Below are 21,857 nucleotides of genomic sequence, written 5' to 3'. Positions count from 1 at the left end.
ACTATTGGAACGCTTGTTACTTTGGCATTAGGCACTGCTTGGCTAAAGATTGCTGCCGAGCTTTCTTGGTCAGCTGCTTTTGCAGGAGGATTTACTCCATTTATCATTGTTGGGTTAATCAAGTCTGTCCTTGCTTCGTGGATTGGTATCTTAGTTCGAAACCGATTAATTTCTGCTAGGCTATTGTTTTCAGAAATAAAAGACCAACCAAAATCAGCCTAAAAAATTCAGTACGGAAGCAATACCTTAAAAAACAGGAAGGAACTGGATTAAAGTACATACTACGTCTGTTTATTATAAGGAAAATAATGTTAAAATGAAGCTAACGATTATTGCAGGAGGGTTAGTGCGTTTATTTTGGTTTCTTTAATTGGTACATGCTTCAGCTCCATCCCAGGGAAAGGCAAATAAATAGTGATACGCACACCATTTATACGGTTTCAGAAGAGAAGACCGATCATTTGATTGAGTTAGTTGACTAGGGAAAATTTTTAGGGAATTCTAGAATCTTAGATACAGCTCATTATATCCGTTCATCCTTTGTGAGGAGTGACTACAAATGCTTAATTCAAATGAAAAGATTTACCCTGAGTGCTCTTTCAAATCCAGAACAGTAGAGGTTGGCGGACTTACGAAATGGGAACTAATCGAGAAACTGAAAAAAACCTCTATCTTGATTAATGAGTTTGGAGAGAGGCTGTTGGCTGATGATAAGTTTACGACCTCTGAAACCAAGTATATCCTGCAGACGGTTGAACTAACCGTTGAGAATCTTGGCTTTCCTGATGGAGCTACTACGGATCAGATTTTTTACAGAGCGAAAGAACTTGGGTTAGAATTGTGTCCGATTGAGCTAGGTCCTTACCTAAGACTAGACTACCTAGACCAGCCTGAAGGGTCTTCAGGAAAATTACCAAAACATCAAGCACCATCAGGCTCGATCACCATCGCATCTGAGATACTAACGGAAGATGATGATTTTCCGAAAGGCTTTTATCTTAGACGAATAAACGGAGTATTGTGGCTACGTGGATACCTTGCTGACCATCTGCATGTTTGGAATCCTGAGGACCATTTTATCTTTTGCCAAAATGGAAGAAGTGAGAAATCATCAGGGATTTAAGGTGGGGTGAGTGAACTGAGGACAATTCTAAATCTATGCTTTCTCTTGTTATTGGTTTCCTGTCAATCGGTAAGTGATAGTTCTCATATTACGGAAGGAGACGTTGTAAAGGTGTTACAAGAGAGTGGTATTGTATTAGTTGAAGCAGATTTTTCACAAGCGAACGTTTTTGGGACCGTATTAAGAAATGTAATTCCAGGCACATATCTGTTAAATGAGAAACCGTTTTTTATTTATGAATTTGAAAATGAAAATGATCTTGAAAAGGGGATAAGGGAATTTGCTAAGAAAACCGCAACAATGGAATTGGTCTCTTCTAGTATGTTTGAAAAGAGAAATATCTTAATCTTTTATGTACATGAGCAAGATTTTGATTCGAAAATTATCCCCTTTGAAAACGAAATACAAGGAGCATTAGATAGTATAAGTGAGGGATAAAAGATTTAAAGATTGTCTCACAACTTCTCTAACGAATAAGTTTTTATAGGAGGATAACCATGAATATCCTAAAAAAGGTGGTCATAATTACTTTATTTACTATCCTTCTCAGCTCTTGCAATGATGTACATTCTAATCAAGATTGTCCTGATGGTGTAATTGAATGGGTTGATATGATAATGATTCAAGATATAAAATATCAACATCATATCTCGGAACCTGCTTACGAGGATACTCCTATTACCATTGAAAAGGGTAAAAAACTTGGTGAAGTGATCTATAAAATGGATGATAGTGCTTGTAGTAATCATCAGATGGTAAATGGAGATGCCACTTACCTACAAGCAGGTACAGCCATTTATGAAATAAAAGGATATCCATCTACACTGGCTATTACTGCAAATGATAAGGTGTATATTGTTGACACAAATAAGAAGGCAAAAACAGCAGGCGAACTTTACCCATTGGAAAAATTAGTGAAAAATATATACATTGAAAGTACTGAAGATGGTCGTCGAATCCATACTTTCTCCCAATCTTCTAAGGATAACTTCCTAAATGCATGGTCTAATTTAAAATTAGAAGATATTGAAACTCTCAACATAACAGAACAACAAGATCGAAGTCGAGTTTTTCTAGAAATTGAACTTAACAATGGGGTTACTTTTAGAGAAGTCTATTGGACTGAATCCAACACATTTCGTTCTGGTGTGGTGGGAAATAAACAAATTAGGGATATTCTCGAATATGAGTTATCAAGTCTAAGAAAGTGAAAAAATGGATCATGGGGACAGGTGCACTGTCCCTTTTTGTTTAATCATCTTCCTTGTTCCACTGGTTTTAGGGGATTTATACTCAAACATCATTTTGCTGTAGGTTCAACTGAATAATAATTATTTAAATGACAAAAATTATGGAGGATGTAGGAGTTCAGGAGGGAATAACATGTTAAATATCATAGAAACTATCATGGATGCTATGAAATCGCAATCAGACCAGGACAAAGACCAACCTCTTCATGTTGGAGAAGTGATGGCATGCTGGATTTATTTATCAGGCCTTGAATTAGCGAAAGTATCTGTTCAAGCAGGGATCAATACCACATCTGATGAGGAACTAAAAGCAATTCTCGAAGAAGATTTGAAATTAGGGAACAGTCAAAGGGAAAGGCTCCATGATTTCATGGTTAAGGCAGGGATTCCGTTACCTTCTGCGCCGGAAGATATGCCAAAATCGGATTCTAACAGTATTCCCCCAGGTGTTAAATTAACGGATGATGTACTGGCAAACGAATTATCCTTAAAAATTGTTAGTTTAATTATGCAAGCTGCAGGTGCTGCTTCTGAATCCATACGTACAGATGTTGGTTTAATGTTTATTCAGTTTCAAACTGAGAAATTTGCATTCGCTACTAGACTAAAACACTTAATGCGTAAGCGCGGTTGGATTAGAGTACCACCGTTTTATCTGCCACCTGGTTCCTCGACTTAATAGGGAAATATATATTTGTGTTTACATAATATAGCTAAAGAAAGGACTCGCTATTACTACGTAAATAATTGGATCGAAAAAATCTCAAAACCTGTTCTACTATGTAAATCATACTAACTTTTCTTTAATGTCACACATAATATAAAAATTAGTACATCACTTATATATTAGTGGTGTACTTTTTTATTTATATGACCTCATTTACTACGCCAACAATTAATAGGAAATTGTGGAATAAGTAAAAAAGCTCTCAAATTGAGAGCTCTAATTAAATTAAAATAAGCCTGCTTCTTTAGCAGCCTCAAAACTATCTCTAGCAAATTCAAAAGGATTATCAATTTTTTCCCAGTGGATATACATTAGTCTTGGTTCATCGAATAACCAATGGTTGTGTAGAGCTGTAACTATTATATCTCTTTTTCGAAGAGCTGATATAAAAGGATTAATTTCCTTTTGAAGAATGACTGTTTCACCTAGATTAAGTGTTGTCCCATTTTGTTGATTCTCAAATGATAATGCAAACGGTAAAGCTAATGGGGATCTTGTTCTTCTATTGAGGATCGATGCATCAATGTTTCTTAGTCTTGAAACGACACATACTCCATTTGAGACTTGAGCAGTACCACCTATAATTCTAGCTAATCTTTCACAACTTGATGACATTATTTTTCACCTCCTTACAATCAAGATATGTAAGAAGGTACAAGCTTGTATAGGTATCCATATATTTAATGAAAAATAGTTAAAATCAATTATTGTTCTATAAAAACTCTCCCCGTTTTGCATGGAAAAGGTCAAAAAAAGAGGGAAGGTAGTCAATAAATTATTATAAACATCCAAACCACGTATGAAATAATGAAAACGCTAACATTTTGTTGTATAAAAACGATTACGGCTAAACGCGGTTAGATCTAATGAGGCAACCCTCATCTAGCTAACATAATATTCCGTGAAAAGGAGGCTACTAGTACTTAGTAATTAGCACAAAATGACATCTACTTAGAACAACCTTTAGTCAACCTAATCTAGTACGAAGGGAAGGGAAGAGTATAAACATGACTAGAAAAAGAAAAACGTTTAAAAAAATCATCGGAAGTATCTGTGTGACTTCCATGCTGTTTGGTTCAGTGGCGTTTGTGGATACTACGGAAACTAGAGCGGAAGTGACGACAAAAACCATCACCATTGACGGCGACAATGTAGATAAATACAACCGTTTTAAAGGCTTTGGGACCGTAACCGCCAATAACACCTCACGCCTCATGCTAGATTACAAGGAAGAACATCCAGAAGAATACTGGGAAATGATGCATAAGCTGTTTAATAAAGATACCGGTGCAGGACTCACACATGTCAAAGTCGAGTTGGGGGCAGATGTGAATTCCTCTTCTGGAACCGAACCAGCCACGATGCGTTATGCGGATGAACCAGCGAATGTTCTTAGAGGAGCGGGCTTTCAATTTGCAGCGGATGCCAAATCGATCAACCCCGATATCACCGTTGAAATTTTACGATGGGGGGAACCGCGCTGGACATGGAATGGCGCGGCAAATAAGGAATACGAGAATCGCTACCAGTGGTATAAACAAACAATCGATGCAGTGTATAAAGAGTATGGATTTAAACTAGATTATGTCGGGATTTCTCAAAATGAGCGAGCCCAAAATAATAACGGGAAAAATGAGGTTGAATGGCTGAAATACTTTACAACTAAAATTAAAGAAGAGCCAAATTATGACTCAGACTATAAAGATATCAAAATAGTTGCCGCTGACGGATATCGAGATACATCCACCATTAGCCGGACACTTCTCAATAACCCGGATTTAATCGATGAAATTGATGTAATCAGCTCTCATTATGGACTCACAGGTTCGAATGAATTAACTCAGTTACAAAACAAATTAATTTCTGAAGGCAAACAGCCAAAAGAAAATTGGGTGTCGGAAGGAATTGCTCCGATGATCAATGCGCGTTACCGCGACAATATGGAGCCGCAGTATAAAGGACTAGGAGGAAAAGCAGGCATTATCGACGTCACGTCACGTATTATTTCGGTGTATTCCTGGACAGGAGCAGGAAGCAACCCACTTAACGCGGTTTCTTTTGATTTTCAACCTTCCGTTGCCGCCTTTTATGAAGGATCTGCCTATAATCCGAAGCATTTGATCAGTGCGTATGATCCATGGTCTGGATTTTACGAGGTGGACGGTGGATTGCAAGGCGTTCGTCATGTGATGAATTTTGTTGGCTATGATGATCACACCACACCTGAGAACGAGCGCTGGCAGTATGTGAAAGGCGCCACCTATAGCGATGGGGCATTTTTTGATGGCGGAGTAGATGTGGATACGAGTACTCATAACTATTTAACATTAAAGGACCCTGAGACCGATGACTACTCAACCGTATTTGCCAACAACACAAAAGAGACTCGAAAATATAAGATTGAAGCGAAAAATTTAGATGGGAAAGAAAATGCACCTGTCTACGTTTGGGAAACACGTGGACCCGATGAGGGAGAAGCAATTGATGCGAACTGGTTTAAGAAGGTGAAGGTCATTCAACCGGAAAATGGAGAATATGAGGTGGAGGTGAATCCTTATTCCATTGTAACAATCTCTACATTAGATAAGGAATCAGAAATCGAAGGCTTTGAATATGAGTCCGATCCAGTCGATGTATCAAAGGATACCATCCTCAAATTGCCATATACGGATGATTTTGAATACAAAAATTATCCTAAAGATGAAAAAGGTAGAGACTATGTGGATCGTCGAGGAGGAACCCCACGCTATACGACTGATCAGCTTGCTGCTTTTGAAGTGGTGAAATCAGCAACCCAACCCGTTTCTAGCGGTAGCGCCGTACGTGCGAATCTAGATATTCCAGATGCAAAAGCTCACGGAAATATGTTACAGCAGAAGATTACTCATGACATCATCGGTGCCGATTGGGCCGTTTGGGGAGGAACAGATGGATCCGCCTCTAACAGCAACCCAAACACGACTCTAGGTGATCATCGCTGGGTCAATTACAAAGCATCGTATGACTTTTTACTAGATACCCATACACCTGAGGTTGCTGGTAGAAGCAACTACGCGTTAATTGGTGTTCGACAAATGAAGGCTGGCGGAAATGATTCCTACGCACCATACAATGCACGTGTCTTTTCCAATGGAAATTACGAAATCTTGAAGCTTGGAAAAGTGGTGAAAAGCGGAACACTCGAAGGGTTTGATAATAAGGTTTGGCACAATCTTGCCTTCGAAGCTAAGGAAAATGAGTTTACCCTTTATGTGGATGGAGTAGAAATCGCTTCGTATACAGATGAGGATTCCACCGTCATGTCCGGAAGAATCGTTATAGGATCCGGATACTATGAAACTCTATATGATAATCTTCGTGTAGATCCGATCAAGGGGTACACCTATGAATCTTTGAAAATCGACAGTGCCCAAGGAAAGAAATACAGCTCCGAAGAAGAGGCGTTAAACCAGATTGATGCATTGAATCCGATTGGCTTTATTGGAAAATGGGACTATACACAAGCAGGTTACGCTCATTTTAACCGTACACAAATGATCGCCAAAACGGAGGTTCCTGTTTGGAACGGCGTAACAGTCGGTCACAGAGACTCCACCACCGTACAAGGAACGTTGAATAAAGTTTTTTACTCAAGCGGCTGGTCATCAAACAGTGCCAATGCTTGGGGAGCAGTAGGAACCTCGTTTGAAATTCCATTTAAAGGAACCGAGATCAGACTATTTGGAGAAACGAATCCATCCAATGGCAAGGCGGATGTGTATTTGGATGGACAATTAGTCGGTGAGGCAAACTACTTGAATAATAGCAGTATCACTCAGATGGTGTGGTCAGCACAGGATCTTGAAGATAAACCACATACCCTCAAGGTCGTAGCAAAAGAGAAGTATATTAGTTTTAGCAAAGCGGAGATTGAAACGAGCGACCCTGTCTTAGCCGTTAAGAAGTTAGGACCGAATGAGATCGTCAAAATATCGGATGAATCACTACTAGGCAACGAAGAAAATATCGTATATGCCTTTAGAAAGAACACGTCCTGGGGCTCCAATTCTACGAATGCGTGGGCCAGCTTTGCGGATGATCCGTATATTGTCATTAACTTTACAGGCAGCGGGATCGATTACTTAGCAGGGACAGGAGAGAAATCTCTCTATAATTTTGAACTAGACGGTACCGATATGGGGAACTTTGCTGTAGACTCCGGCACGGGCATACGGTATTCGGTGAGAGGGTTGGAAGAAAACCCTCATACGTTGAAGGTGTCACTAAAAGATAACGAACAAAAAGAAACGTTTATGGACTATAGAGGGGTCAATATCTACCATACTCCTACCTTTGTTCCAAACAGCAGTATGATTTTCAATTTTGAAGGCTCAGGCTTTAACTTATTTGGTGCCACTCCGGATGCATTAATTGACGTGTATGTGAACGATCAATTAATCGATGAGAATGTGAGAATCTATTCGAAAGGAGATCGACAAACATCGTATAATCTCCGAGGACTGAGGGATAAGAAACACACAGCAAAAGTGGTCGTAAAAGGCGGCACGTTTGTACTCGACGGCATCGATGTGATTACTGGCAGAAATAAAGTGGAAGTAGATAAAACAAAACTAGAAGAGTTATATAACGCCAATACAGACCTAGAAAAAAAGAAATACACCGAAGACAGTTGGAAAACATTCCACAAATCCTTTCAAAGAGCCAAAGAAGTATTAAAAAATCCACAGAGCACGTTAGATGAAGTGGTGGGTGCGAGGAATTCTTTGCAGGAGGCGGTTAGGGGATTAACTGAAAATACAATAGAGTAGGATTGGATCATGGGGACAGGTACACTGTCCCATTTTTTTTGTTTATAAGTCGAAGAATAACTCCCATTGTTCATTTATGTTAAAATATTCCTATAATTCGTAGGTTATGAACGCAGTTCTTTGCACTATTTTTATGATGACAGGGAGAAACTATGAAAATAAAAAATGGCGAATATAAGCAATACATTAATGGTGTTATTCACTGGATTAAGATTGACGGAGCAGAAAACCATACGACTCCTTTGGTAATTATTCATGGAGGTCCTGGAGGGAATGTATATGCTTTTGAACGTACAATAGGACCGCTACTATCTAAAAATAGAACGGTTATTTATTATGAACAACGTGGTTGCGGAAGAAGTGAAAGTCCTGATTCCGAACATGCCTTTACCTTTAAAGATTTAATAAATGATTTTAAGGAAATCCATCATTGGCTAGGTGTTGAAAAGGTGGATTTATTTGGTTATTCATTTGGAGGAGAGCTTGCTCTAGAGATTACTCATGCAGTACCAAACAAAATAAATAAAGTGATTCTCCCTGGTCCTAGTTTAATAGGATTGAAAACTCAATACCTTATTCAAATGGCAGGTTTTATGTCGGTTGCGGATCCTTCATTTATTTCAGTTATCGAACGCATACTGGAAGAACCGGGTACGCTAGAAGAAAGATATGTACGTCTATGGAAGGCCGCTGATATAGCCACTATTGACCGTTTGCTTTTTGAGAATCAATCACTTGCCACAGAGTATAGACGCTTAACGCAAGAAAGTAAAATGACCAATACTGGTCTTATGTTAAAAGCCATTCAGAACAAGCCGCCTACTATTCCTTTATATGAGAGACTAAAAGAAATAAAGCAAGACATTTTAATCGTCACGGGTGTTCATGATAGAAATTCTGGAGTACCCATCTCCAACCAAATACATAGGCAACTCGAGAATAGCAAGTTGGTCCTCTTTAACAATAGTGCTCATTTTCCTTATATGGAAGAACCACAACCATTTCTTGAACAGCTTCATTCATTCCTTGAGGTATAGATTAACAAGAAAAATTACAGATAAATATAGAAATTTTTGGGGGGATTTACATGTTGAAAAAAATTTATGTTGTCCGTCATTGTGAAGCAAAGGTGCAGCCTTCTGAATCTCCATTAACAGAAAAAGGATGGAAACAAGCGGGAAACTTAGTTGATTTCTATAGTTATATGAGTATGGAAAGAAGGTATTGAGGATATTAGTACCTTAAATTAGACAATAAAAATAAAAACCAGCTTCCAAGGGAAACTGGTTAGCTCTACCTATGTATCTGCCGCAATTGCCGTATAAAGGTATAAGAAAGTTTTAAACCACCACTCCTCAAAGTGGGTGTTCGCAGAAACATTCCTGCCTGTCCTCCTTGTCATATAGACGGAGACTTGTCATTCGTGTTTCGATGTTAAACTCCCTATTACAGCTTAAAGGTTAAAACTTTATTATGAATACGAACAATGCAGCTGATGTACTTATATTACTATTAATGCTTTCCTTAATCAATGGTAATCCTTCCCCATGCATCCTTAAACTTTCTCTTGAATTTGTGCGAAATATAATTCCAAAGTCCCGTCTAATAAAGTGTGACTTGAAGCGATTTTAAAAATTTACGACATTTAATGGTTCATTTGTGCTACATTAAAGGGAAAATACTTTTCCTAAGAGGTACACCAGTGAATTCGGAATTAACCGCTTATATCACCCTTATTTGTACATCAAGTGTATTAAATTTGTATCTATTTTTTTACGTGTTTTTCAACCGTCACAAATATACGAATATCGCTAAGATGTTTCTTCTTTATACAGCAGCCACAACGATTTATTGTTTAGGTGCGGCATTCGGGATGATGGCTACGACAGTGGAACAGATAAAGTTTTGGACCGCCATTCAATATGTGGGCATGCCATTTTCTCCACCCTTGAGCTTATTGTTTACCATGCAGTTTTTGGGAATGAAAGTTACGAAAAAAAGGGTTATCGCTCTTCTTACGATTCCTTTTATTAGCATGGTGATGGTGGCTACGAATGATTGGCATCATCTTCATTACCGCGTGTTCGAAGTGGATCCTGTCCTTGGAGCTCCTTTTATTTATTTGGAAATCGGTCGATGGTATGTGGTTCATGGCATTTTCACATTTTCTTGCTTGTTTGCGGGATTTGTACTCATACTTGCCCATTGGAAGGAAACAGCAAAAACGTATCGTCCACAATTGATCGCTCTTATGTGCGGACAATTAGTACCGATGATCACCGCTTTTGTTTATTTGATTGGATTAACACCTCCAGGGGTGGACCCCGTACCAATGGTCAGATGGCTTGCGACGCTCTTTTATTTATGGGCCATAAGCTCCTCACGTCTGTTTACGATTATGCCCATTGCAAAAGATGAGATATTTAATAGCATTAATGATGGGGTCATGGTGTTGGATGATTCCACTAGATTAATAGAGTTTAATACAGCATGTAAAAAGATGTTTCCCCAATTGAACAAATCCATGTTTGGGACCGACCTTGAACAGGTTTGGCAGGGACTGTCGGGAACATCTATTCCTTTTAAACTAGACGCGACCGAGCTTCATCAGGAAATCGGGGTTACTACTGCCGAGAATTCACAGCGAATCTATCAGGTACGAACCTCCTTGTTGCAGAATTCTAAAAATAACAAGGGATTATTGATTATTTTTACCGATATAACAGAGGTCAAAAGACTCCAGGTTCAGTTGGAGCACCAAGCGTATTATGATGAACTCACACAAGTTTATAATCGACGGGCGTTTTTCCAGAAAAGCGAACAGGATTTTGCAAAAGCCATGAAAGAATCGATGGGTTATACCGTTATCTTAATGGATATCGATTATTTTAAAAAAGTGAATGACACGTATGGACATCATGTGGGTGATCAATTACTGATTCATGTAGCAAAGGCTTGTCAAACCCAATTACAGGAAGGGGACATCTTTGCCCGATATGGCGGAGAGGAATTTGTTTTCTCACTCAAGGGGCGGACAGCCTTAGAAGGGGAAGTGTTAGCCAATAAGATCCGGGGCTATATAGAAGCTCACCCATTACAACGGAACGAAAACGAAGGAAGTATACCTGTTACGATCAGCATGGGAGTGGCTGAAGCAACGAATAAGATGGGGACGACGCTGTATCAGCTACTGAATCAAGCGGACAAAGCGTTGTACTTGGCGAAAGAGAACGGACGCAATCGGGTTCAGGTTTATTTAGAACACTCACTTGCGCGAAATTGATAATTAGGAAGAAGAAACTACTATAAAGTAATATACCTATTAGAGAAATGCCAGGTGAATAGGCTCACCAGGCATTTTTCTTTTCCCAGTTGCTAAATATTTCATGTTAAAATATTCCTATAAACTAAAGTCTTTGAGGGGTATGTATGCTAAAACCAAAACGCTCGATCAAACAGTTAAAAGAAACCGCGTCCCGGCAGTTTACCGATCGTGAGGAGCCGAGACGTTCGTATATCAATGCCTTCCAGTCGTTATCCAACGAGCAGTACAAAGTACTCGTCTATTATGGAGTCGGTGGGATAGGCAAGTCCAGATTACAAAAAGAATTACAACATATGACCAACTCGCTCGACAACACAGCCATTAAAGTCACGATCGATTTTCGCGAAGAAAAACACCGGAACCCGTCGGAAGCTCTGATTTGGTTGCGCCAGCAATTAACGCAGGAACATCATATCAAGTTTACGACCTTTGATTTGGCCTATGCGATTTATTGGAGCCGGATGAAATCGCAAATCACGATGAAGTCTGAGAAAAAGACGATTCCCTTTTTAGAAGAAGGAAGCTTTGTCGCAGAATTAATCACACAGCTTGAAAATCTCCCGGTCGTTCAATGGATTCCGAAAACGATAAAGCTCATTGATGGTCTATCCAACTACCGGGATGTGATGCAATGGTGGAATGGAATCGGCAAAGAAATTCTAGCCGATTTAAAGGAGATGCACCCAAAGGATATTGAAGACATGCTTCTTGTTTACTGGGCCGCCGATTTAATCAGTTGGCTGAAAAAAAACAACAGAAAAGCCGTGTTCTTTTTTGATACATATGAAGCCCTATGGGAAAAGGATCGTTCCATCGGTTCCTTCCATGAAAGGGACGAGTGGGTTAAGGAATTGATTCTGCAATTTGACGAGGTATCGGTCCTTAACGTCATTTGTGGACGAGAAAAACTTGTATGGGAAAAAAGCAATCCGGAGTGGAATTCAGTGATCGAGCAGCATTTAATGGGGGAATTATCTCCAACCGACTGCAAAAGCTTCCTCCACTCCTGCCTGATTACAGACGAAGACATCCAAGAGGCGATTATCCAAGGAAGCGAAGGACTTCCCTACTATTTAGACTTAATGGTTGATACGTATCAGCTGATTTCGAGAAAACAAGTGCCTGAAGTAGCTGACTTTTCGAAGCGTCCAGAAGAAGTGCTTCATCGCTTTTTAAAATATTTGGATCGACCGGAAAAAGAAACACTGAAAATCTTATCGGTTCCAAGATTTTGGTCTGAGGATCTATTTGTGGAACTGGTCACTGAATTTAAAACCTTTTATCCCGTAACCGCCTTTGCGGAGCTTTGTGAATTTTCCTTTATTCAAGAGCTAGAGCTGGACGGTTCCTGGTCAATGCATAAGTTAATGAAACAAGGACTGTACCATCAGGTGGAGGATCAAACACCATCACTGTTCCAGCAAGTCCATAAGTTTCTTCATACCTATTATTCTCGAAGACTTGAACATCAGGAGGAACTTCCAACCGCATATGTGGAGGCTCTTCATCACGGGGAAATCGTTCTCACCACCAATGAATTAGTCGACTGGCTATCCAAGTATTCCGTTGTAATGACCAATAACGGGCATTGGAGCTCGTTAATCAAAGAATATGAGAGATTAGTGGAGGAATACAGCGACTTCCAATTACAAACGTTTGTTCAACAAGGCCTATGTGAACTTTATTTATTAAACGGACAATATGAGTTAGCGGAAAAGCGGGCGAATAGGGCCATTCAGCTTTTCCAAATACAGGGTGAAGGCCAGAAACAAATCGCCTACCTTCAGAAGAAGCTGGGAGACTTGTACCGAAATACCAATAACTATGAAAAAGCCGTTCAATCCTTTGTGAGTGCGATCCATGAACTAGAAAAAATCCAAGAGGATCCACAAGCCCTACAAGAGATCGCTTGGATGGCCACTCGACTAGGAAAAATCTATAAGCTGCAATCCAAATATGATCTAGCTCAGCAAGCGTATGAACTGGCACTAGAGAAGTGTTCAAGGGTAGTGGAATGGGGTCATGCCTCAGCTGAACTATATGCCACCCTCGGGCAAGTGCACGAAAAATTAGGAGAGTTACAAAATGATGAATGGTCACATGGAGAAGCCGAGGATCTCAGCCATTTTTACCAATCCATCCAAGCGTACGAACAGGCGCTGTCATCTAAGGAACTAAAGGATTATATCACCATCCGTGCGCACCAAGGCTTAGCCTATAAACGTCTGGCGGAGGCCATATCTAAGACAGAAGAGAAACTAGCAAACTTTCATCAAGCAATTTCCATCTACAATGAAGTCATCGAGAAGGCACCGGAATATGTGGATGGGTATGAAATGCGAGGACATGCGTCAGTGGACCTGTTGGATCTATACACCGATCTCGATCAATTCAATAACGCCTATAAAAGCTTTCAACTCGCCGTGGAGTCTTTTGAAAAAGCACTAGAGCTTTCGGAAGTCCAGGGAAGTTCGAGAAACAGGCTCAGCTCTGCGTATCGCTCACTAGGAAGACTGTATAGAAAACAAAAAAACTACTCATTAGCCATTGAAGCTTTCCAAACCTCACTGATCAAAAGTGATGAATTGTTCCAGCATTCTCCTGAATGCATTTATGCCCACAACAGCCGAGGCAAAATTTATCGAGAAATGGGAGATTGTTATTCAGATATGAAGGAAGTGGATCTGGCAATTAGCTCCTATAAAGAGAGTGTAGCATGCTTTAAGAAGCAACTAGAACATTCGCCAGGGTCCAAGACAGCCATCGTTAATATTGAAAAGTTAGAAAAATTAATTGTTCGTTTATTAGCATAACAAATCTCTTGAAGAGTATCCAAAAAATCCACTGTATTTGTAGTTTCAAAACTAGATATTCTTATATTGAAAAGAGGTGAGGGTATGAACAACATTATTTTGTTCGATGGAGAATGTAACTTTTGTGATCATAGTGTTCAATTCATCATCAAAAGAGATAAAAATGCCGTATACAAATTCACTTCGCTACAAAGTGAAATAGGGCAAGAGATAAAAAGAAAGTACGAAGTGCCTGAACATATTGATAGCATAATCTTAGTAAAAGACGATAAGTGTTACTTTAAGTCTGCAGCAGCTCTTCGGATCAGCAAGCACTTATCAGGCGGTTGGAAGTTTTTATACGTACTTTCCATCATACCAAAACCCATACGTGACTATTTCTACGATATCCTTGCCAAGAATAGATACAAATGGTTCGGAAAAAAGGATAGTTGCATGCTACCGTCACCTGAAATAAGAAAACGCTTTTTATAGAAAGGGAGAGGCCTATGAAAAAAGTGGTTATAGCCGGGGGAACTGGTTTTATCGGCGAATACTTTCAAAAGAAATTCAAAGACCAAGGATACGACGTGAAAATCATCTCGAGGCAAAAACAGCATATTTCATGGGAAGACAAGGAAGATATTGTTGAAGCTCTAGAGAATGCTGAACTCTTAATTAACCTTGCAGGTAAATCAGTAAATTGCCGATACAACGAGGCAAACAGAAATGAGATCATGAACTCAAGGGTGAAGACTACAACGATCCTTGGAGAATCCCTTCAAGCGTGTACCAATCCACCTAAGACATGGGTAAACTCCAGTACAGCAACGATTTATCGACACGCAGAAGACCGCCCGATGACGGAAGAAAACGGAGAAATGGGTTCGGGTTTTTCGGTAGATGTCGCAACCAATTGGGAGAAAACTTTCTTCTCCTTTGACCTTCAGAACACGAGACAAGTCGCCCTACGTATAGCCATCGTTTTAGGGAAAGACGGTGGAGTCATTACTCCTTATAGAAACTTAGTTACATTCGGTCTAGGAGGGCACCAGGGGAACGGAAAGCAAAAGTTCAGTTGGATTCACGTCGAAGACTTATTCCAAATTATCCTATTTTTAAAAGATAGAAAAGATCTTAGCGGAGTATTCAACTGTTCATCCCCAGCCCCTGTTAGCAATGACGAGTTCATGAATACCATCAGAAAGACCATGGGAGTCCCGTTTGGATTACCTAGTCCGAAATGGATGTTAGAAATCGGTTCTATACTCATCAAAACCGAAACGGAATTAGTGTTAAAAAGCCGTTGGGTGCTTCCTGAGCGATTACAACGTGAAGGCTATACATTTGTCTACCCAACCCTTGATAAGACCTTACAGGACATTCTAAATTAATGCGAATGATTAAAGAGGAGTCGATACCATGCGTAAAGGTTCTTTTGTATGTCTAGTGTTATTTAAAGTACTTCTATCGGGACTTATGGGGAAAGTAGGATGGATTGCAATGGTCATTCTCCCATTCGGCATAGGTGAGGCATGAAAAAGTTACTGTTTGTCGGTTTAGTGATATTGGCAGCCATCGGACTCAGAAGTTGGGCTCTCACTTCTGATTTTGAATTCGGTAAATTCGACGACTTTGAAGAAGCACTACAAAAAGGGATCCCACATCAAATTAACCATATCGTTCATAAGGAAAACTATGACGGTGTAACCATTGTTATGTATACGACATTTCCCGATCAAGTCGAACTTCCCTTCGCAGACTATGAGGCCCTCGCTGTTGCCTTCTTTAAAGGTAGCGACAAAGAAGGTTGGGAAAGAATTGGCCAACATGGATGGAGTCACTATGAGAACGACAATATGACACTTTATAGCGAAGCTCTTCGTGATTACGACCATAAAGGCAATACCCTTCATGATTTTTACGTGGTGTTTGGAGAAATTAACAACCCCAATATTGTTACAGTGGAAACAAAAACACATGAGGAAAAAACCTTTGAGGAAGCAAAAATTATTAGCAGCAATGGATTACGATACTATTTCCAAATAGGAAGAGAAATGATTGTTAGAGGTCTATCTGGTAGTGGAGAGGTGTTAGACAGGCAAGGTGGATAAGACCTAGGAGGTGGGACTTCTAACTAGAAAATATGTAAAGAGAGAAAAGGGGGAATTTCCATGCTTGAAGATACAACGGGTGTCCGTCTACTCGCATTAAAAGAAATCTTTCTTCGAGATACGGATGAGGATCATCAGCTTTCCATCAAAGAGTTGGTGGAAAAGTTACAAATAGAAATACCAGGATGTACGGCCAATGATAAAAAAGTAAAAGAATATATCGAAATCTTGAAGGATACCGGGTTTGATATTATTGATAATGTCGAAAAGTTCGGGAAGAAATACTACAGTCACCAGGATCGGCTATTTGAAAAATATCAATTGAGGCTGTTGATTGATCCGATTCTTTCGGCTCGGTTCATCACCGAAGAAGAAAAGAAGAAGATCGTATCAAACGTGAAAAAATTGACGAGCAGCCATATCGCGAAATCGCTTCCGGATCCAATCGTGTATCAGCAATCGATTAATCAAAATTACCAATTAATCAAATTACATATTGATATAATTCATGATGCCATTTTTGAAAGTAAGCTCATTAAATTCCAGTACGGAGACTTTAATATTGATAAAGAGTTTCAACTGCGTAAAGGTGGAGAGTATTATCAGATCAAACCACTTGCACTCATTTGGGAATCTGACTTTTATTACTTAATTGGTGAAGATACGAAATACAGTGAAGAAGACAATCCTCGAAACTACCGATTGGATCGAATGAGGAATGTCGAGATTACAGAGAACAAGTTTGTGAAAAATAGGAAAGACATCAGCAGCTATGTTCAACAATCCTTTCATATGTTTGGAGGACAAGATGAAGTGATCACACTGCAATTCCACTTAAATCGAGTCGCTCTCAATGGAGTCATTGATAAGTTTGGGGTGGATGCAGACATTAGAAAGGGAGAAGACAACACCTTTATCTTAAAAGCAAAAGCCAAGCATAGTGAAGGATTGAAGGGGTGGATTCTTGGATGGGGAAGGCATGTGAAGGTGTTATCACCTCCGTCTCTTGTGGAGGATATGAAACAGGAGCTAGAGAAGATGATGAGGGCATATGAAGAGTAGTGTGTTTCAATAAATCAACTACCCATTTCTAGATGCTGAAGTGGTAAGACAACCTGTTTGTAGTAAAAAAGGACTGATTGAGCAAAACCATTCTTTGCTCATCAATCCTTTTTGTGCAGTACTATATGGGTCATTTCGCCTTAATACTCTTATAGTTCCTACGTTTGCGATTTGGCTGTTTCATATTTCCAATATTTTTTTAATCCATTACCTCTTAGAATACTATTTGGAGGAGCTTGTTTCAGTATGAGAAAAATTGTAAGTGTATCTACTGATGATGCTATTGAGTTCAGTAGAATTAAAACTTTTACCTTTAATGTTAAGATACCTAAAGCACCAAATAAGAATGGTGACAGTACGGAAATAATAAAAAAAGGGGCAATTGTAATCAATAGAAATCTGACTTTTGGAATCTCTTCTTCTGTTACAACATATCCTCCAAAGAGAGTAAATCCCATATATGTTTTTTGGGACTTCATAAAGTTAGGAATAAATATAAAGTGTAGTAATTCGTGGAAGGAAACAAGTAAAATAACGAAGAATATATCCCATATATAGATTGTGGTAGATACACTCCCATCTGCTTTATATCCGAATTCCTGTAAAGATATATTTGAAAAGATATTGATAGTTATTATTGAAATGAGTACATTTATGACCATGAAAGGAACTGACACAAAACAAGCAGTGCCCCACTTTTTTGGACCCTCGATAGAAACCCAACCATCTTGGATAAGTTTTATGTCTAAAGCCTCATTCCACTTTGGCATACTACTGCCATTCCTTACTCTATTCATACTTTCCACCCCTGTTATTGGAATTATTATTAACATAAGTATTAAACCACATAGTAATTACTTATTGTCCCTACGATTTCGGCCGATTTTCGTAAAGAATAGCCTTTAAACATACAGTCAACAAACGTAATCCATTCGTTGCCTTTTCTGGTACGGTACAAGATGGTGTTGGTTGCATCGGTGAAGATTCACCGCAACACTTACAACGATAGCGTTGGCGACCATTATATTTTCCAAATCTAACAACGTGTTCTGATGCACATTGAGGACATTCAAATCCTTCTTTGAAACTAGCTTCTCGAATCTAGGCGACCACCGACAGAGGAAGAAGGGTCAACATAGCGTTTTACCCATTGAAAAACTCGTTCTTTTTCTGTATGTGATAAATACCCGATATGTTTTAATAGATTACTGAACGCTTTGCGCAACCTTGCTAGCTTCCCGAATATTTATTCTTATACTAATTATACAAGGATTTCAGATAGTTTCTCTAATATCAACATTTATCTTTAACAGAGCCATAGTTTTAAAAAACGTGAAGCGTAAATGTAATCAAAGCCATATGATGAGTGAAGAGGAGCAAGTTTAGATGTAGCTTCTCTTTTTTTATTGTAAAAAATAGACAAAAATTCGTTATGTTAGTTTACACTTATGATAGATTAAATGAAATGGGAGAGATTTAGTAGAAATGAGTGTAGACAAAATTAAAGAGAAGTTTACCATCGAGTATCAATTATATAAAGAATGTTACAGGAGAAGTATTTTTATTGTCCTGATACTAGGAATCTTTCTAGCTTTTGCTGTATTTTTCACATCATTTTATTTTGAAGATTTTATCGTTCAGCAATCGACTAGTATGGCTGAACAGATGTTAGGCGAAAACAAGGAAGAACCAACGAATAGGCAAAAGTTTGTTTCCATTCTATTGAATAATTTGTTTGCTGGGGGAATGATTATTTTATGCGGGTTTATTCCCGTATATGGACTTCCATGTATTTATGGTTTACTTTCTTTCGCAGCAGTAGGAATAGTCGCTGGTTACGGTATTATTATGGAGCATAATGTTTTACAAACGATGGTTATAGCATTTATCCCACATGCAGTCATCGAAATAATACCTATCCTTTATAGCGTCGCAATTGGTATGTATATTAATAAAAATGTAGTACAGAAGGTGTTTTTCAGTAAGAAAAAATCGGAAAAAGTTAGCAGATTGTTAACGCAGGGAACCAAAAGCTACATATTGATTATCATTCCTTTATTTATACTTGCTGCTCTGGTGGAAGCTTTCATAACCTCTCGTCTTGTGGATATTTACTTATAACATAGATGTGAAACAGGAGCTAGAGAAGATGATGAGTGCCTATGAAAAGTAGGGTGGTCCAAAAATGGAACACCCATTTGTTTATAATAGAAAAAAATAAGAAATCCTGTTTGGACGATAAAAAGGAGGACCAATTATGAAAATCATACTCGGCTATTGGCTGGATTCCGCCTCGTATCCGGACGCACTTCGTGGGCAAGAGGCATCTGCGGGTACGGTGGTCACGGGTTTTAACGGCTTACTCGGTATTTTAGAAACGCAGTTAGGCTTAACGTTTCCAAAGCAATCGGAAAACCTGCGAATTGCTGAGTGGCAAGAGTTGTTGCGAAAACATGATGATGGGAATAGGTTATTTTCTCAATCGTATCGAACCGATTCTTGGAACACAGCGAAGGAATTGCTGCGTCGTCGCGACGAACTCGTATTAGCTGGTTGGGAGCCAACCATCCATATGGGCGGGAGCAATTGGTTGGAGCTTTTAGGAGATTTAGAGCAATCCCATCCAAATCATACGTGGGGATTGCCGGATCGAGTACGTGCCCTCCTTGCCAAGCTCGATGAAACGGTACAGGTACATATTGAAACCATCACGATCGTTGATGAAGACGAAACCTTGTGGGACCCTTGGTGTATGCAGTTGATTGAGAAATTGAAACGTCATGGAGTGGAAATGGTAAAAGCTCCTGTTGAAAAGGAAAAACAAGAGCCGACAACAGACCTCTCCCTTCTAAAAAGTGTTCTCGCTGGAGAGTCACTGTCTCAAGAAGCGAAGGGTGACGGAAGTTTACTTCTCGTTCGCTCGGAACAAGAATGGGATGCGGCTGATTTTCTAACCAGTTGGCTGCAGGAACATGGCACCGAACAGACGGTCATCATCAAAGACGAAGGATCTCTGCTGTTGGACGAGCTTCTTCACCGCCGTGGGGTAGCAGGTGCTGGGGCAGAGGGGGCTTCGAAATGGCGGGCGGTTCTCCAAGTGTTACCTCTCACGATTGATACGTATTGGAACCCGATCCGAGTCGAGCGAATGATGGAATTGGTCACGATTCCTACCTCTCCTATTCCAGGACGAATTCGTTATCGATTGGCGACGGCATTAGCGGATCATCCAGGAATCGGCGGTCCTGTTTGGACAGAGGCCATTGAACATGGACTTCGCCATTATGAAGAAACATGGAGTGAAGAAGGCCTTGACGAGAAAGAGAAGAAAAAGCGCCGTAAAAACCTTGAAGAGAAACTCGATTTGTGGGTTCGCCATGAGTATTACGATCCTAATGAAGGCATTCCGTTAGAAACCTTCGTTCATATTTGTCAAAAAGTGAGCCAATGGGCCGCAACTACCTATCAACGAACCAATGACCCGATCTATGCTCAGGCCATCAAGCATGCACAGGAAGTATTAGATGGAGTAAGAACGCTCGGTGTGACCTCCGTCTCTCAACTACAGGTCGGACGAATCATGGACTCTGTTTTAGGCGAAGGAGCCAAGCTTTCCCATTACGGTGAAGAAGCGGCGGAATGGCAGGTGGTCAATCATCCGGGGCAAATTTGGGGAGAGGCCGATACGATCCTTTGGTGGGGATTTCTTAAAAATAGGTCAGGACCAAGCATTCGAACGTGGACGGCAAAAGAACGGAATTGGCTCAAGGAGCAAGGCGTCTTCCTAACAGAGGAGGATGTTCGACGCCGCCGAGAGGCTGCTTCCTGGCAGAGAGCGATCCGTTTTGCCAACCGAAAACTGATTCTGTTTGCTCCATCCAAAGTAAAAGGAGAAGAAATCCCGATTCACCCACTATGGGATGAAATTCGCTATGCCGTCGTGAAAGACCATCCTACAGAGAAGAAGCTCACCTTGGACCCAGTGGAGTTTCGGAAACAGCCAATTGTGTCTTTATTTGAAGAGCAATTTGAACGTGTGGGGTTGAACAAACGGAATATCCCGGAACCGATCCGAACGTGGCAGGTACCAGAAAAAGTGGTTCTCCCTCGAGAAGAGGAATCAGCTACAAGCTTTGAGAGCTTAATCGGTTGTCCTGTTAAATGGACCTTCCGATATGCAGCCAAAGTGAAACCAGCTAGTGCCCTTTCGATTCCACATGAGTCGTTAATGTTAGGAAATTTAGGTCACGTGATATTAGAACATCTCATTACCGAAAAATCTAGCTGGAGCGAGCAAGAAGTACAGCTGAAAGCAGGGGAATTGTTTGATGAGCTGATGCCAAAGTTAGCGGCTCCTTTATTAGAACCGAAAAATAGTATCCTTCGAAATGAAACACGGAGACATTTGCAAACATCCTTACAGCAATTTTTCAAGGTGTTGAATCAAGCGGGTGTTCAGATTCAACATACCGAGCTTGATTTGCAAAAACCGTGGAGCGAAGGAGTAGAGTTCAAAGGAAGATTAGATTTGGTCGGTGAAACCCGAACCGGAAAAAAGATTCTTTTCGACGCGAAATGGTCGAGAAAACCAAACAATTATAAAGAGCGCTTAGAAAAGGTATCGATCCAATTAACGCTCTATCATTGGCTGTTGGC

The 21,857-nt window shown here is 39.9% G+C and carries 18 protein-coding genes, 1 other RNA gene and 1 pseudogene; 16 read left to right on the top strand and 4 right to left on the bottom strand.

Features of this window, described 5'->3' with window-relative positions; genetic code table 11:
• From ACGLXV_RS14565 to ACGLXV_RS14545, 5 genes are all read left to right on the top strand, one after another.
• The coding region (locus ACGLXV_RS14565; RefSeq protein ID WP_391559202.1) for a biotin transporter BioY at positions 1-222 on the top strand (222 nt) is incomplete at its 5' end.
• A 337-nt stretch (positions 223-559) separates the two neighbouring features.
• On the top strand, positions 560-1,123 hold the full coding sequence (locus ACGLXV_RS14560; protein WP_391559201.1) for a helicase: 564 nt from the start codon (positions 560-562) through the stop codon (positions 1,121-1,123).
• A 111-nt stretch (positions 1,124-1,234) separates the two neighbouring features.
• The gene (locus ACGLXV_RS14555) at positions 1,235-1,561 is read left to right on the top strand and encodes a hypothetical protein (RefSeq protein WP_391559200.1); all 327 of its coding nucleotides are present in this window, start codon (positions 1,235-1,237) and stop codon (positions 1,559-1,561) included.
• Positions 1,562-1,620: 59 nt separating this feature from the next.
• Entirely contained in the window at positions 1,621-2,334 is a 714-nt protein-coding gene (locus ACGLXV_RS14550; protein WP_391559199.1) for a hypothetical protein, read from the top strand.
• A gap of 172 nt (positions 2,335-2,506) precedes the next feature.
• The gene (locus tag ACGLXV_RS14545) at positions 2,507-3,052 is read left to right on the top strand and encodes a DUF3231 family protein (protein ID WP_391559198.1); all 546 of its coding nucleotides are present in this window, start codon (positions 2,507-2,509) and stop codon (positions 3,050-3,052) included.
• A 273-nt stretch (positions 3,053-3,325) separates the two neighbouring features.
• Here the strand turns inward: ACGLXV_RS14545 and ACGLXV_RS14540 are convergent, their stop codons facing one another.
• Complete coding sequence (locus ACGLXV_RS14540; RefSeq protein ID WP_119708094.1) at positions 3,326-3,715, bottom strand: DUF1259 domain-containing protein; 390 nt, start codon at positions 3,713-3,715, stop codon at positions 3,326-3,328.
• Between the two features lie 392 nt (positions 3,716-4,107).
• Here ACGLXV_RS14540 and ACGLXV_RS14535 point away from each other — a divergent pair, with 392 nt between their 5' ends.
• The 3 genes from ACGLXV_RS14535 to ACGLXV_RS14525 all read left to right on the top strand — a co-directional run bounded on the left by ACGLXV_RS14535 (position 4,108) and on the right by ACGLXV_RS14525 (position 9,136).
• On the top strand, positions 4,108-7,908 hold the full coding sequence (locus ACGLXV_RS14535) for a glycoside hydrolase family 30 protein (RefSeq protein ID WP_391559197.1): 3,801 nt from the start codon (positions 4,108-4,110) through the stop codon (positions 7,906-7,908).
• Between the two features lie 152 nt (positions 7,909-8,060).
• Positions 8,061-8,945 carry an alpha/beta fold hydrolase gene (locus ACGLXV_RS14530; protein ID WP_391559196.1) on the top strand — a complete coding sequence of 295 codons (885 nt, stop codon included), beginning with the start codon at positions 8,061-8,063 and terminating at the stop codon, positions 8,943-8,945.
• A gap of 50 nt (positions 8,946-8,995) precedes the next feature.
• A complete protein-coding gene (locus ACGLXV_RS14525) occupies positions 8,996-9,136 on the top strand; it encodes a hypothetical protein (protein ID WP_391559195.1) in 141 nt (46 codons plus the stop codon).
• Positions 9,137-9,209: 73 nt separating this feature from the next.
• Here ACGLXV_RS14525 and ssrS read toward each other — a convergent pair.
• Positions 9,210-9,406, bottom strand: a non-coding RNA gene (gene ssrS / locus ACGLXV_RS14520) — 6S RNA.
• 204 nt (positions 9,407-9,610) lie between these two features.
• On the opposite strand from ssrS, the gene ACGLXV_RS14515 reads away from it, so the two are divergent.
• From ACGLXV_RS14515 to ACGLXV_RS14490, 6 genes are all read left to right on the top strand, one after another.
• Positions 9,611-11,191 carry a histidine kinase N-terminal 7TM domain-containing diguanylate cyclase gene (locus ACGLXV_RS14515; protein WP_391559194.1) on the top strand — a complete coding sequence of 527 codons (1,581 nt, stop codon included), beginning with the start codon at positions 9,611-9,613 and terminating at the stop codon, positions 11,189-11,191.
• 146 nt (positions 11,192-11,337) lie between these two features.
• Positions 11,338-14,046, top strand: coding sequence for a tetratricopeptide repeat protein (locus ACGLXV_RS14510; RefSeq protein ID WP_391559193.1), 2,709 nt, complete (start codon positions 11,338-11,340; stop codon positions 14,044-14,046).
• 84 nt (positions 14,047-14,130) lie between these two features.
• Complete coding sequence (locus tag ACGLXV_RS14505; RefSeq protein ID WP_391559192.1) at positions 14,131-14,520, top strand: thiol-disulfide oxidoreductase DCC family protein; 390 nt, start codon at positions 14,131-14,133, stop codon at positions 14,518-14,520.
• A gap of 14 nt (positions 14,521-14,534) precedes the next feature.
• The gene (locus tag ACGLXV_RS14500; RefSeq protein WP_391559191.1) at positions 14,535-15,419 is read left to right on the top strand and encodes a TIGR01777 family oxidoreductase; all 885 of its coding nucleotides are present in this window, start codon (positions 14,535-14,537) and stop codon (positions 15,417-15,419) included.
• A gap of 141 nt (positions 15,420-15,560) precedes the next feature.
• Positions 15,561-16,139, top strand: a complete 579-nt coding sequence (locus tag ACGLXV_RS14495; protein ID WP_391559190.1) for a hypothetical protein — start codon at positions 15,561-15,563, stop codon at positions 16,137-16,139.
• A gap of 60 nt (positions 16,140-16,199) precedes the next feature.
• Positions 16,200-17,201, top strand: a complete 1,002-nt coding sequence (locus tag ACGLXV_RS14490) for a helix-turn-helix transcriptional regulator (protein ID WP_391559189.1) — start codon at positions 16,200-16,202, stop codon at positions 17,199-17,201.
• A gap of 158 nt (positions 17,202-17,359) precedes the next feature.
• Here the strand turns inward: ACGLXV_RS14490 and ACGLXV_RS14485 are convergent, their stop codons facing one another.
• Both ACGLXV_RS14485 and ACGLXV_RS14480 read right to left on the bottom strand, forming a co-directional pair.
• Complete coding sequence (locus tag ACGLXV_RS14485) at positions 17,360-18,034, bottom strand: DUF3267 domain-containing protein (RefSeq protein WP_391559188.1); 675 nt, start codon at positions 18,032-18,034, stop codon at positions 17,360-17,362.
• A gap of 32 nt (positions 18,035-18,066) precedes the next feature.
• A pseudogene (locus ACGLXV_RS14480) lies at positions 18,067-18,426 on the bottom strand (transposase); the annotation flags it as partial.
• Between the two features lie 260 nt (positions 18,427-18,686).
• Between ACGLXV_RS14480 and ACGLXV_RS14475 the strand changes: the two are divergent.
• Together ACGLXV_RS14475 and ACGLXV_RS14470 are read left to right on the top strand one after the other, a co-directional pair.
• Positions 18,687-19,322 (top strand): stage II sporulation protein M, encoded by a 636-nt coding sequence (locus ACGLXV_RS14475; protein ID WP_391559187.1) that lies wholly within the window; start codon positions 18,687-18,689, stop codon positions 19,320-19,322.
• A gap of 136 nt (positions 19,323-19,458) precedes the next feature.
• Positions 19,459-21,857 (top strand): PD-(D/E)XK nuclease family protein (locus ACGLXV_RS14470; protein WP_391559186.1); only part of this gene is annotated, 2,399 nt, incomplete at its 3' end.

The sequence above is a fragment of the Robertmurraya sp. genome (genome assembly GCF_036676585.1).
In the GTDB taxonomy this organism is placed as follows: domain Bacteria; phylum Bacillota; class Bacilli; order Bacillales; family Cytobacillaceae; genus Robertmurraya_A.
This window is presented reverse-complemented; position numbering and strand designations above follow the sequence as displayed.